At 73.3% G+C, this 11,894-nt stretch carries 13 protein-coding genes; 7 read left to right on the top strand and 6 right to left on the bottom strand.

Going from position 1 to position 11,894, the window contains the following annotated elements:
• A partial coding sequence (locus tag NCC78_RS18975; RefSeq protein WP_250795996.1) for an NAD(P)/FAD-dependent oxidoreductase occupies positions 1–752 on the bottom strand: 752 nt, incomplete at its 3' end.
• Positions 749–2,908 (bottom strand): molybdopterin oxidoreductase family protein, encoded by a 2,160-nt coding sequence (locus tag NCC78_RS18970; RefSeq protein ID WP_284706323.1) that lies wholly within the window; start codon positions 2,906–2,908, stop codon positions 749–751. The genes NCC78_RS18970 and NCC78_RS18975, both read right to left, overlap by 4 nt.
• Before the next feature lie 147 nt (positions 2,909–3,055).
• On the opposite strand from NCC78_RS18970, the gene NCC78_RS18965 reads away from it, so the two are divergent.
• Complete coding sequence (locus NCC78_RS18965; RefSeq protein WP_250795995.1) at positions 3,056–3,751, top strand: class I SAM-dependent methyltransferase; 696 nt, start codon at positions 3,056–3,058, stop codon at positions 3,749–3,751.
• Between the two features lie 34 nt (positions 3,752–3,785).
• Here the strand turns inward: NCC78_RS18965 and NCC78_RS18960 are convergent, their stop codons facing one another.
• Entirely contained in the window at positions 3,786–4,391 is a 606-nt protein-coding gene (locus NCC78_RS18960) for a PIN domain-containing protein (RefSeq protein ID WP_250795993.1), read from the bottom strand.
• Between the two features lie 37 nt (positions 4,392–4,428).
• Positions 4,429–4,896, bottom strand: a complete 468-nt coding sequence (locus NCC78_RS18955) for a helix-turn-helix domain-containing protein (RefSeq protein WP_250795992.1) — start codon at positions 4,894–4,896, stop codon at positions 4,429–4,431.
• Positions 4,897–5,089: 193 nt separating this feature from the next.
• On the opposite strand from NCC78_RS18955, the gene NCC78_RS18950 reads away from it, so the two are divergent.
• From NCC78_RS18950 to glmM, 6 genes are all read left to right on the top strand, one after another.
• Complete coding sequence (locus tag NCC78_RS18950) at positions 5,090–5,347, top strand: DUF6364 family protein (protein WP_250795991.1); 258 nt, start codon at positions 5,090–5,092, stop codon at positions 5,345–5,347.
• Positions 5,337–5,630 carry a type II toxin-antitoxin system PemK/MazF family toxin gene (locus NCC78_RS18945; RefSeq protein WP_250795990.1) on the top strand — a complete coding sequence of 98 codons (294 nt, stop codon included), beginning with the start codon at positions 5,337–5,339 and terminating at the stop codon, positions 5,628–5,630. The genes NCC78_RS18950 and NCC78_RS18945 overlap by 11 nt, the downstream gene beginning before the upstream one ends.
• Before the next feature lie 130 nt (positions 5,631–5,760).
• On the top strand, positions 5,761–7,134 hold the full coding sequence (locus tag NCC78_RS18940) for an MFS transporter (protein WP_250795998.1): 1,374 nt from the start codon (positions 5,761–5,763) through the stop codon (positions 7,132–7,134).
• 191 nt (positions 7,135–7,325) lie between these two features.
• On the top strand, positions 7,326–7,769 hold the full coding sequence (gene rplM, locus NCC78_RS18935; protein ID WP_250795989.1) for a 50S ribosomal protein L13: 444 nt from the start codon (positions 7,326–7,328) through the stop codon (positions 7,767–7,769).
• Between the two features lie 20 nt (positions 7,770–7,789).
• Positions 7,790–8,263, top strand: coding sequence for a 30S ribosomal protein S9 (gene rpsI, locus NCC78_RS18930; RefSeq protein WP_250795988.1), 474 nt, complete (start codon positions 7,790–7,792; stop codon positions 8,261–8,263).
• A 118-nt stretch (positions 8,264–8,381) separates the two neighbouring features.
• Complete coding sequence (glmM, locus tag NCC78_RS18925) at positions 8,382–9,740, top strand: phosphoglucosamine mutase (RefSeq protein WP_250795986.1); 1,359 nt, start codon at positions 8,382–8,384, stop codon at positions 9,738–9,740.
• A gap of 213 nt (positions 9,741–9,953) precedes the next feature.
• On the opposite strand, the gene NCC78_RS18920 is transcribed toward glmM, so the two are convergent.
• Together NCC78_RS18920 and NCC78_RS18915 are read right to left on the bottom strand one after the other, a co-directional pair.
• Positions 9,954–11,144 carry a pyridoxal phosphate-dependent aminotransferase gene (locus tag NCC78_RS18920; protein ID WP_284706322.1) on the bottom strand — a complete coding sequence of 397 codons (1,191 nt, stop codon included), beginning with the start codon at positions 11,142–11,144 and terminating at the stop codon, positions 9,954–9,956.
• A gap of 43 nt (positions 11,145–11,187) precedes the next feature.
• The coding region (locus NCC78_RS18915; protein ID WP_250795985.1) for an MmpS family transport accessory protein at positions 11,188–11,894 on the bottom strand (707 nt) is incomplete at its 5' end.

Raw genomic sequence — 11,894 nt, 5'->3', positions numbered from 1 at the left:
CCGGCCGCGGCGGCGAGGGCCGTGTCGGGGCGTACGCCGCAGGAGAGGACCAGCAGGTCGGCGGCGAGGGACCGGCCGTCGGCCAGGTCGAGGCGGACCCCGCCGGCGTCGACGGCGACCCCGGTGGCCGACACGGCCAGGTGGGTGCTCACCCCGAGCCCGGCGAGCGTGCCGGCCAGCACGCCGGCGCCGAGCGGGTCGAGCTGCCGTTCCATCAGGTACGGCACCGGGTGCACCACCGCCACGTCGAGCCCCCGGGCGGCGAGCCCGCGGGCCGCCTCCAGCCCGAGCAGTCCGCCGCCGAGCACCAGCACGCGCCGGGCGCCCTCGGCGACGGCGAGGATTCGCCGGCAGTCGTCGAGGGTGCGGAACGGGACCACCCGCTCCGGCAGGGCGGCCGGGTCCAGCCCGGGCAGCGGCGGCACCACGGCCCGGCTGCCGGTGGCCAGCACCAGGTGGTCGTAGGAGATCCGGTCACCGTCGTCGGTGCGGATCGTGCGTTCGGCCCGGTCGATCGCGGTGGCGGTCACCCCGGTCCGCAGGTCGACGCCCTGCCCGGCGACCTCGGCCAGCTCCACGTCCGGCTCGCCGATCTTCCCGGCGAGCAGGGTGGAGAGCATGATCCGGTTGTACGCCCGGTGCGGCTCCGCGCCGAGCACGGTGACCTTGAGGTCCCCGTCCCGGGCGTGCAGCTCGCTGGCGAGCCGGGCACCGGCCATCCCGTTGCCGACGATCACCACGCGCTCGGTCACGGTTCCTCCACCCTCTCCACCCGGACGGCGCAGATCTTGAATTCCGGCATCCCGGAGATCGGGTCGACGGCGTCGTTGGTGACCGAGTTGGCCCGGGCGGCGCCGCCCCAGTGGAAGGGCGCGAAGACGGTGTCCGGCCGGATGGCCGGGCTGAGCCGGGCCGGCGCGCGCAGCTCACCGCGGCGGGAGACCACCCGGACCGGCTCGCCGTCGCCCACCCCGAGCCGGCCGGCCAGGTCGGGGTGCAGCTCGACGAACGCCTCCGGGGCGGCCCGGCGCAGCGCCGCCACCCGCCGGGTCTGGGTGCCGGACTGGTACTGGGCGAGCACCCGGCCGGTGGTGAAGTGCAGCGGGTACTCGGCGCAGACCTCCTCGGCGGCCGGCCGGTGCTCCACCGGGTGGAACCGGGCCCGCCCGTCCGGGGTGGCGAAGCGGTCGGCGAAGAGCCGGGGGGTGTCCGGCCCGTCCTCGGTGGGGCAGGGCCAGAAGACGCCGTCGGCGGCGTCGATCCGCTCCCAGCTCACCCCGGCGTAGTCGGCGAGGCCGCCGGCGGAGGCCCGCCGCAGCTCGGTGAAGACGACCTCCGGGTCGGTCGGGAACCGGTCCGTCGGGTCGGCCTCGCCCGGCGCCGGGGGCGTGTCGGGGCCGGACGCCCGCAGGCGGGCCGCCAGGTCGGCGAGGATCGCCAGGTCGGTGCGGACGCCGGGGGGCGGTTGCCGCAGGGCGCGGCGGCGGAGCACCCGGCCCTCCAGGTTGGTCATCGTGCCGTCCTCCTCGGCCCACTGCGCGGTGGGCAGCACCACGTCGGCCAGCGCGGCGGTCTCGGAGAGCAGGAAGTCGGCGACCACGAGCAGGTCGAGATCCCGCAGCCGGCCTTCGATCCGGGCGGCCCGGGGCGCGGAGACCACCGGGTTGGAGCCGAAGACCAGCAGGGCCTTCGGCCCGTCCGGCGTGCCCAGCGAGTCGAGCAGCTGGTACGCGGGCACCCCCGGCCCGGGCAGCTCGTCGGCCGGCACCCCCCACACCCCGGCGACGTGCTCCCGGGCGGCCGGGTCGTCGATCTTCCGGTAGCCGGGGAGCTGGTCGGCCTTCTGCCCGTGCTCGCGCCCGCCCTGCCCGTTGCCCTGCCCGGTCAGGCAGCCGTAGCCGGAGCCGGGGCGACCGGGCAGGCCGAGCGCGAGCGCCAGGTTGACGAAGCCAGTGACCGTGTCGACGCCCTTGGCGTGCTGCTCGGCGCCGCGCGCGGTGAGGATGACGGCGCGGCCGGCGGTGCCCAGGGCCCGGGCGGTGGCCTCCAGGTCGGCCACCGGCACCCCGGAGAGCGCCTCGGCGCGGGCCGGCCACCAGCCCGCCACGCTGCGGCGGACCGCCTCGAAGCCGGTGGTGCGCGCGTCGACGTACTCCTTGTCGACCCAGCCCTCGGTGAGCGCGATGTGCAGCAGCGCGTTCGCGACCGCCAGGTCGGTGCCGGGCAGGGGTTGCAGGTGCAGGTCCGCCTGGCGGGCGGTGGCGGTGACCCGGGGGTCGACCACGATCAGCCGACCGCCGCGCTGCCGTTGCTCGGTCAGCCAGCGCACCAGCGGCGGCATGGTCTCCGCCGGGTTCGCGCCGACCAGCAGCAGCGTGTCGGCTTGGCCGAGGTCGGCCAGGGGGAACGGCAGGCCCCGGTCGACGCCGAAGGCGCGCATCCCGGCCGCCGCCGCGGAGGACATGCAGAACCGGCCGTTGTAGTCGATGTGCCTGGTGCGCAGCGCCACCCGGGCGAACTTCCCGAGCGCGTACGCCTTCTCGTTGGTGAGCCCGCCGCCGCCGAAGACGGCCACCGCGTCCCGCCCGTGCCCGGCCTGGACGGTGCGGATGCCGGTGACGATCCGTTCCAGGGCGGCGTCCCAGCTGGCCGGGCGGAGCTCGCCGCTGGCCGGGTCGCGCAGCAGCGGGGTGGTCAGCCGCTCGGGATGGTCGAGCAGTTCGGCGGCGGTCCAGCCCTTCTGGCAGAGGCCGCCCCGGTTGGTGGGGAACTGGCGGGGGTGCACCGACACCCGGCCGCCCTCCTCCCGCAGCGTCATCCCGCACTGGAGGGCGCAGTACGGGCAGTGCGTCGCCACCTCGGGGGTCGTCCGCCCCGGTCGCGTCGCCGTCTGTGCACCGTCTGTCATGTCGGCAAAGCGTGCCGTCGAGCGGTTTCCGACCCGGGTCCCTTCTGTTTCGGTCCTGTCAAGAGCGCCTCACACCGCACGGGGGCAACGGGCGGGCCCGCCTCATTTAGGATGTGGGACAGGTTTCTCACTATTTAGGAGGAGTGGATGAGCGTCGTCGACGTCTTCGACGCCGTGGCGGGCAGCTACGACCAGTCCCGCCGCCGGCTGGTGCCCTGCTTCGACGCCTTCTACGGCACCGCCGTCGAGGTGGCCGCGCCGCCGCTGCGGGCCGCGCTGGCGTCCGGGCGTACCCCCGAGGTGCTGGACCTGGGCGCGGGCACCGGGCTGCTCTCGCTGCTGCTGGCGGCGGCGGTGCCGGGGGTCCGGGTGACCCTGGTCGACGCCGCGCCGGCGATGCTCGCCGTCGCCGCCGACCACCTGCGGGCCCGCGCGGTGCCGCACCGCACCCTCCGGGCGGACCTGACCGACCCGCTCCCCGCGGGCCGCTACGACGCGGTGGTCAGCGCGCTGGCGATCCACCACCTCGACGACGCCGGCAAGCGTGGCCTCTACCGGCGGGTGCCGGCGGCGCTGGCGCCCGGCGGCGTCTTCGTCAACGCCGAGCAGGTCGCCGGACCGACCCCCGCGCTGGACCGGCGCTACCACCAGGTCTGGCTGGAGCGGATCGCCGCGCTGGGCGCCGACGCCGACGAGATCGCCGCCTCGCTCGGGCGGATGGCGTACGACCGGCCCGCGCCGGTGGCCGAGCAGTGCCGCTGGCTGGCCGAGGCGGGCCTGGTCGACGTCGACTGCTTCTTCAAGGAGTGGCGGTTTGCCGTGTTCGGCGGCCGGCGCGGGTGAGCGCCGCCCGGTGCCCGGCTGGCGCCGACGCTCGCTAGGTGTCCGGCCCGCCGAGGTGGCCTTCAAGGCGTTCGGCGAAGCGGTGAGCTCCTGCCTTGCGCAGGTACGCGATCAGATCCACCTCGTGGCGGTCGTGCGTGACCAGGCTGCGTCGGTAGTAGGAGACCTGTCTCGTCACGACGCGCTGGACCAGCCCCATCGACGTGTCGGCCACCCAGTTGAGGAACTCGTCGGCGGTGTGGACTTCGAGACGGCCCTGGACGCACACGGTCGGGAACGCCTCGCGGCCCTGACGGTCGTTGGTCACCAGGAAGTCGGCGGCGCCGTGAACCGCGGCCGCCAGCACGTGGCGATCGTCGGGGTCCGGTGGGCACGGCACCGACTGCGGGGAGTAGCCGGTGACCAGACCGTGCGGAAATGCCTCGACGAAGCGCCGCCGCTGCCCTCCGATCGCCTGCTCAGAAAGCTCCGGGCGCTTGCGGCGCATGCGGTACATCCATTCCGCAAGCACATCCTCGCTGTAACGCAGGTCGTAGACGAGGCAGTCGCTTTCCAGCGACAGCAGGCTGATCCAGTCCCGCAGGGTCCTCGAGTACAGAACGTTGGCGTCCAGGAACACCAAGGGGGCGCCGAGGGTCACAGTGGACACCGTACCCAGCAGCCAGGCGGCGACGGCTCTATTCGTCGTCGTTGAGCCCGAGCGCGTCGGATTCCAGCATCAGGGCCTCGTACGACCTCCGGCGCTCCTGCATCTGGCGGTGCCGGAATGCCAGGACGTCGGAGAGGAGAAGCCGCCGATGGCTGCCGACCCGATGGCAGGGGATGGTCGCGGTGTCCAGAAGGCGGACCAGCGTGGGACGGGACATGCCGAGGAGCTTGGCCGCCTCGGTCGTCGACAACTCCCGGGCAACGGCGCTCACGGCGACGCCGTCTCCACGGGTCAGCATCGCCGACACGTGCCGCAGGACGTGCAGCAGTTGGGCGGGGATCTCGACCTCCTCGCCATCCGGCGAGACGAGGCGCGCCCTGGGTCCGGTGGCCTCGCCCGGGTGCCGCTTGAGGAATTCGCCGACCGCGGCAACCTGCCCCCGCTCGGCTCCCTCGCTGGGCATGACGGACGTGGTCATCGTGGGGGTCGGGCTCATGGGCGTACTCCCTCGCTCTGCGCCTGTTGGGACCTGACGATGTCCGCATGCTCCGGACATCGTCTCGCCCAGGTGCAGCAAGTGCAAGCTCAATCGGATATTGCACTTGTGCCGTCAGTAGCGGTTTGTCCGGTTGGTCGACGGACGCCAAGTGGGATGACTGGTGGTCACACCGGCCGGTAGTCTCTCCGGCATGACTGCCAAGGTGACCCTGTCGTTCTCGGACGAGACGATCGAGGAGGCCCGGCGGTTCGCCAAGCGCGAGGGGCTCTCCCTCTCGGCCTGGATGGACCAGGCGGCCCGGGAGAAGGCGCTGCGCGAGGTCTTCACCGCCCACGCCGCCGCCGTCGGCCGGGCCGGGCTCGACCTCGAAGCCGACGCCCTCGCCGACGCCCGCGAGGTGGGCATGGTCGACGACCTGCTCTTCGGCGGGCGCCCGCGTGCTGCGTAGAGGCGAGATCTGGCGCATCGACGGCGCCCGGGAACGGCTCGGCCTGGTGATCAGCTCCGACGTCTACAACTCCACCGACGTGCCCATCGTGATCGTGGCCGAGGTGGTCGACGAGTCGCTGTTGCGCGACTCGCCGCTCGCCGTGACCATGGGCCGGTGGGTGGTGATGCCCGACCGGATCTCCTCCCCGATGAAGAAGTGGTTCACCGAGTGCGTGGACGTCGCCGACACCGACACCATGCACCGGGTCGGCCGGGCGCTGCGCATCCTGCAACAGCTCTGATCTCACCGCCGACGGCGGCCCGCGGTGCGGTCTCCGTTTCCGACCCGACCCGCGACGGGCACCGCGGGGTAATCCCACGTTCCTAGCGTTCTCCCAGGTCACACCGACGAGGAGGAACGCCGTGAGCGCAATCGCCAGCACCGCACCCCCGGCCCCGGCCGCCCCGGCCGCCGGGCACCGGCACCGTATCGACGACTGGCGCCCCGAGGACCCCGAGTTCTGGCGTACGACCGGTGCGCCGATCGCCCGGCGCAACCTCTGGGTCTCGATCTTCGCCGAGCACGTCGGCTTCTCGGTGTGGAGCCTCTGGTCGGTGATGGTGCTCTTCCTCGGCCCCGCCTACGGCATCGACCCGGCCGGGAAGTTCCTGCTCACCGCGGTGCCGGCCGCCCTGGGCGCGGTGCTGCGGCTGCCCTACACCCTGGCCGTGGCCCGCTTCGGCGGGCGGAACTGGACCATCGTCAGCGCGTTGCTGCTGCTCCTGCCGGCGGTGCCGATGACGCTGCTGCTGGAGCCGGGCGTCTCGTACACCACCCTGATGGTGCTGGCCTGCCTGACCGGTGTCGGCGGCGGCAACTTCGCCTCCTCGATGGCGAACATCAACCTCTTCTACCCGCAACGGCTCAAGGGTCGGGCGCTCGGGCTCAACGCCGGTGGCGGCAACCTGGGCGTGCCGGCGGTGCAACTGGTCGGGCTGGCGGTGCTGGCGACCGCGGGGGCCGCGTACCCCCGGTTGGTGCCGGCGGTCTACCTGCCGCTGATCGTGCTGGCCGCGCTGGCCGCGGCGCGCTGGCTGGACAACATCCCCGGCGCGCGCAACGAGCGCGGAGCGCTGCGCGAGGCCGCCCGCGACCCGCACACCTGGATCATGTCGCTGCTCTACATCGGCACCTTCGGCTCCTTCATCGGCTTCGGTTTCGCCTTCGGCCAGGTGCTCCAGCTCCAGTTCGCCGAGCGGTTCCCCACCCCGGTCGACGCGGCCTGGCTGACCTTCCTCGGGCCGCTGGTCGGCTCGCTGATCCGACCGCTCGGCGGCCACCTCGCCGACCGGCTCGGCGGGGCCAGGGTGACCTTCTGGAACTTCGTCGCGATGGCGGTCGGCGCCTCGCTGGTGCTCTACGCCGCCCGGGAACGGTCGTTCGGGCTCTACCTGGTCGGGTTCCTGTCGCTCTTCGTCTTCTCCGGCATCGGCAACGGCTCGACCTACAAGATGATCCCGGCGATCTTCCGGGCCCGGGCGATGGCCGCGGTGGACGCCGGACGGCGCGAACCGGTGGCGGCCCAGCGCTGGGCCGTCCGGATGACCGGAGCGCTGATCGGCATCGCCGGCGCGGTCGGAGCCTCCGGCGGCGTGCTGGTGAACATCGCCTTCCGGCAGTCGTTCCTGACCCAGGGCAGCGCGGACGCGGCCTATGTCGCCTTCATCGCCGCCTACGCGGTCTGCTTCGCGGTGACCTGGGTTGTCTACCTGCGGCCGGGGCGGCGTAGGCTGGCCGGTGTGTGACCCCGGCCATCGCGCCGCCCGGGGCCGTGCGGGGCGGCACCCCGTTTTGACCTGCCGACGGGGCGCCGGGTATCGTTGCCTGCTGTTGTACGACATCCAGAGGCGTGCCACCTGAGGTACGCTTGGTCGTTCGTGCGCGCCTGGTCAACTCGGCGCGCGACCCCAGACCGACGACGAGACAAGGTAGACCTGTGCGTACGTACAGCCCGAAGCCGGGTGAGATCGAGCGTCAGTGGCACGTCATCGACGCCTCTGATGTCGTGCTGGGCCGCCTGGCCACCCACGCCGCCACGTTGCTGCGTGGTAAGCACAAGCCGACTTTCGCGCCGCACGTCGACACGGGCGACTTCGTCGTCATCGTGAACGCGGGCAAGGTTGCGCTGACCGGCAACAAGCGCCAGACCAAGGTTGCTTACCGGCACTCGGGTTACCCGGGTGGCCTGAAGCAGGTCGGCTACGAAGAGCTGCTGACCAAGCGTCCCGAGCGGGCCATCGAGCTCGCCGTGAAGGGGATGCTCCCGCACAACAAGCTCGGCCGTCAGCTGATCAAGAAGCTGAAGGTCTACGCCGGTGCCGAGCACCCGCACGGCGCGCAGATGCCGGCGCCGTTCGAGATCAAGCAGATCGCGCAGTGAGCGCGGGCGAAGGAAGCAGCATGACCGACATCACCGAGACCGAGGTTGCCCCGGCTGCCCCCGAGGCCACCGAGGCGCCGGCGCCCGTCGCCCGCGCGCCTCGTGGTGACCGGCCGATCCAGACCGTCGGCCGCCGCAAGGAGGCCATCGTCCGGGTGCGCATCGTCCCGGGCACCGGCAAGATCACCTGCAACGGCCGCGATCTCGAGGCCTACTTCCCGAGCAAGGTGCACCAGCAGCTCATCAAGGACCCGCTGGTCACCGCCGAGAAGCCCGAGCAGTTCGACGTCATCGCCAACCTGCGTGGCGGCGGCACCACCGGCCAGGCCGGTGCGCTGCGGCTGGCCATCGCCCGGGCGCTGATCGTCAACGAGCCGGACGACCGCCCGGCCCTGAAGAAGGCCGGCTTCCTCACCCGGGACGCCCGGGTCAAGGAGAGCAAGAAGTACGGCCTCAAGAAGGCCCGTAAGGCTCCTCAGTACTCGAAGCGCTGATCTTCAGCGGCACGTTGTACTTCTGACGGACGGCCGGTCCGCCTCCCCTCGAACAGGAGAGGCGGACCGGCCGTTCCGCTTTTCCTCTCATCGGCAGTTTCACCGGAGGTTCGCGGGTATGGGTCGGTTGTTCGGCACGGACGGCGTACGCGGGCGAGCGAACGCGGATCTCACCCCCGAGGTGGCGCTGGCGGTGGCGGTAGCCGCCGCGCACACGCTCGCCGAGTCGGACAAGAGCCATCCACCGCTGGCGGTGGTCGGGCGGGACACCCGGGCCAGTGGCGAGATGCTGGAGGCCGCCGTGGTGGCGGGGCTCACCAGCGCCGGCGCCAACGTGGTCCGGGTCGGCGTGCTGCCCACCCCGGCCGTGGCGTTCCTCACCGCCGAAACCAAGGCCGACCTGGGCGTGATGCTCTCCGCCTCGCACAACCCGATGCCCGACAACGGCATCAAGCTCTTCGCCGCCGGCGGGCACAAGCTGCCCGACGAGATCGAGATGCAGATCGAGGCGGCCGTGGAGGCCAACGCCACCACCGCCTGGGACCGGCCGATCGGCGCCGGCGTCGGCCGGGTGCACGACCTGCTCGACGGCGCCGACCACTACGTGCAGCACCTGGTCGGCACCGTGCCGCACCGGCTGGACGGGATCAAGGTCGTGGTCGACTGCGCCAACGGCGCAGCCGCCGAGGTGGCGCCGGTGGCGTACCGGGAGGCCGGGGCCGAGGTCATCGCGATCCACGCCGAGCCGGACGGCCTCAACATCAACGACGAGTGCGGCTCCAACCACATCGAGGCGCTGCGCGCCGCGGTGGTCGAGCACGGCGCGCACCTCGGCATCGCGCACGACGGCGACGCGGACCGCTGCCTCGCGGTGACCGCCGACGGCGAGGAGGTCGACGGCGACCAGTTGATGGCCATCCTCGCGCTCGCCATGCGGGAGGCCGGCACGCTCACCGAGGACACGCTCGTGGCGACGGTGATGAGCAACCTCGGCCTGCGCCTGGCGATGTCCCGCGAGGGCATCCGGCTGATCGAGACCAAGGTCGGCGACCGGTACGTGCTGGAGGAGCTGCGCGCCTCCGGGCTGGCGCTCGGCGGGGAGCAGAGCGGGCACATCGTCATGCCCGCGTACGCCACCACCGGCGACGGTGTGCTGACCGGGCTGCACCTGATGTCCCGGATGGCGTCGACCGGGAAGTCCCTGGCCGAGCTGGCGGGCGCGATCACCCGGCTGCCCCAGGTGCTGATCAACGTGCCGGTCGGTGACCGTACGGTCGGCGCGGCCGCGCCCGCCGTCCGGGCCGAGGTCGAGCGGGCCGAGGCCGAGCTGGGCGAGACCGGCCGGGTGCTGCTGCGCCCGTCGGGCACCGAGCCGCTGGTCCGCGTCATGGTCGAGGCCGCCACGGAGGCCTCCGCCCGCTCGGTCGCCGAACGCATCGCCGACCAGGTCCGCACCGCCAGCCCCGCCGGGGTGTAACAGTCGCGAGCGGCCGCCGAAGTGCGGCCGGCAGCAACGCCCCCGTTCAGCGAGCCCGAACGCTGCTCGCCGGACGGGGGCGTTGCGCGCGTGACGGCCGCCGCGACGTCGGCTGCCGCGTCGTCGGCTGCCGCGTCGCCGGGCTGACCGCCACCCGCAACGCGCGCAGCGCCGGCACCCGGCGCAGTCGCTCCCGGTACGCGTCCTGACCGGTCATCGCGCCAGCGTGCGCAGCCGGGTGACCGCCTCGGTCAGCACCTCCGGCCGCTTGCAGAAGGCGAAGCGGACCAGCCGGCGGCCGGCCTCGGCGTCGTCGTAGAAGACCTGGGTCGGCACCGCCACCACCCCGCACCGCTCGGGCAGCGACCGGCAGAACTCCACCCCGTCCCGGCCGCCCAGCGCGGTGACGTCGGCGGTGACGAAGTACGTCCCCTCCGGGGCGAGCACCTCGAAACCGGCGTCGGTCAAGCCGCCCACGAGCTGGTCCCGGCGGGCCTGCATGCCGTCTCGGAAGCCGGTGAAGTAGGCGTCCGGCAACTCCAGCGCCACCGCGACCGCCGGCTGCAACGGTGCGGCGTTGACGAAGGTGAGGAACTGCTTCACCCGGAGCACCGCCGAGACCAGCGCCGCCGGCCCGCTCACCCAGCCGACCTTCCAGCCGGTGCAGGAGAAGGTCTTGCCGGCCGAGGAGATCCGCAGGGTCCGCTCGCGCATTCCGGGCAGGGTCGCCAGCGGCACGTGGCCGGTGGTGGCGTCGGTGAAGACCAGGTGCTCGTACACCTCGTCGGTGACCGCGTACGCGCCGTGCTCCCGGCACAGCTCGGCGACCAGGGCCAGCTCGTCGGGGGTGAACACCTTGCCGGTCGGGTTGTGCGGGGAGTTGAGCAGCACCAGCCGGGTCCGCGGGCCGAACGCCGCGCGCAGCGCGGCCGGGTCGAAGGCGTATCGGCCGTCGGCGGCGGGGCGGAGCGTGACCGGCCGCCGGACCGCGCCGGCCAGCGCGATCGAGGCGGCGTACGAGTCGTAGTACGGCTCGAAACAGACCACCTCGTCGCCCGGCTCGCAGAGCCCGAGGATCGCCGCGGCGATCGCCTCGGTGGCGCCCGCGGTCACCACGATCTCGCCGTCCGGGTCGTACTCCAGTCCCCAGAACCGGCGCTGGTGCGCGGACACCGCCGCGCGCAGCGCCGGGATGCCCGGGCCGGGCGGGTACTGGTTCTGCCCGCCACGCAGCGCCTCGGCCGCCGCGGCGAGCATCTCCGGCGGACCGTCGGTGTCCGGGAAGCCCTGGCCGAGGTTGACGGCGCCGGTCCGGACGGCGAGGGCGGACATCTCGGCGAAGATGGTCGTCCCGAACGGCCGCATCCGGGCCACCAGCGGGTCGACATCGGCGGTCGTCGTCACGCCCGCCAGCCTACGGGCCCCGGACCGGGGGACAACCCGTCGCTCAGCCGGTGCAGTTCACCCCCCAGTCGCTCTGGTCCTCGGCGACCGCCTCCCCGTCGACGGTGATCCGACAGCTGATCAGCGCTTCGTCGTCGGAGTTGCCGGCGAGCACCATCACCCGCTCGGCGTCGTGCATCCGCATGCTCCGCCGCCACGGCAGCTTCACCCGCTCGACCTGGATGAAGTCGCCGTTCGCGTCGTAGTACTCCAGGTCCGCCGGGCCGCGGCCGGTCACCTCGTAGACCACGGTCACCCGGCCCGGCCCGGCGGACGGGGTCAGCGCCGGCCGCACCGTCGGCGTGGGCTCGGCCGAGGGGGCCGCCGGGAACCCGGGTTCCTCGGTGTAGGGGTCGTCGTAGGGCTCCCCGGCGTACGGGTCGTCGGAGTACGGCCCGTCGGCGCTGTAGAGAAAGCCGGCGATGCCGAGGCAGGCGCAGAGACCGAGGACCACGACGGTGGCGCCGGCGACGATGACGCCCAACAGGGTCGAGCGGTTCGCGGAGCGAACCGGAGGCGGGGCGGGGTGGCCGTAGCCGTAGGTGTAGCCGTACGGCGGCGGTTGGCCGGGCGGGAGGTGCCCCGGTGGCGGCCAGGCGGCGCCGGGCGCACCGGGAGCGGAGGGCGGCGGGAAGTGCGGCGTCGTCCCGGCCGGGGGCCCCGGAAGGGGTCCGGCCGCCGGGGTGGCGGACGGATCGGTCGGCGTCCACG

Origin of the sequence: Micromonospora phytophila (genome assembly GCF_023656545.1) — a bacterium.
GTDB lineage: Bacteria > Actinomycetota > Actinomycetes > Mycobacteriales > Micromonosporaceae > Micromonospora > Micromonospora phytophila.
The sequence above is the reverse complement of the archived record's forward strand: the minus strand, read 5'-3'. Positions and strand labels throughout refer to the sequence as shown.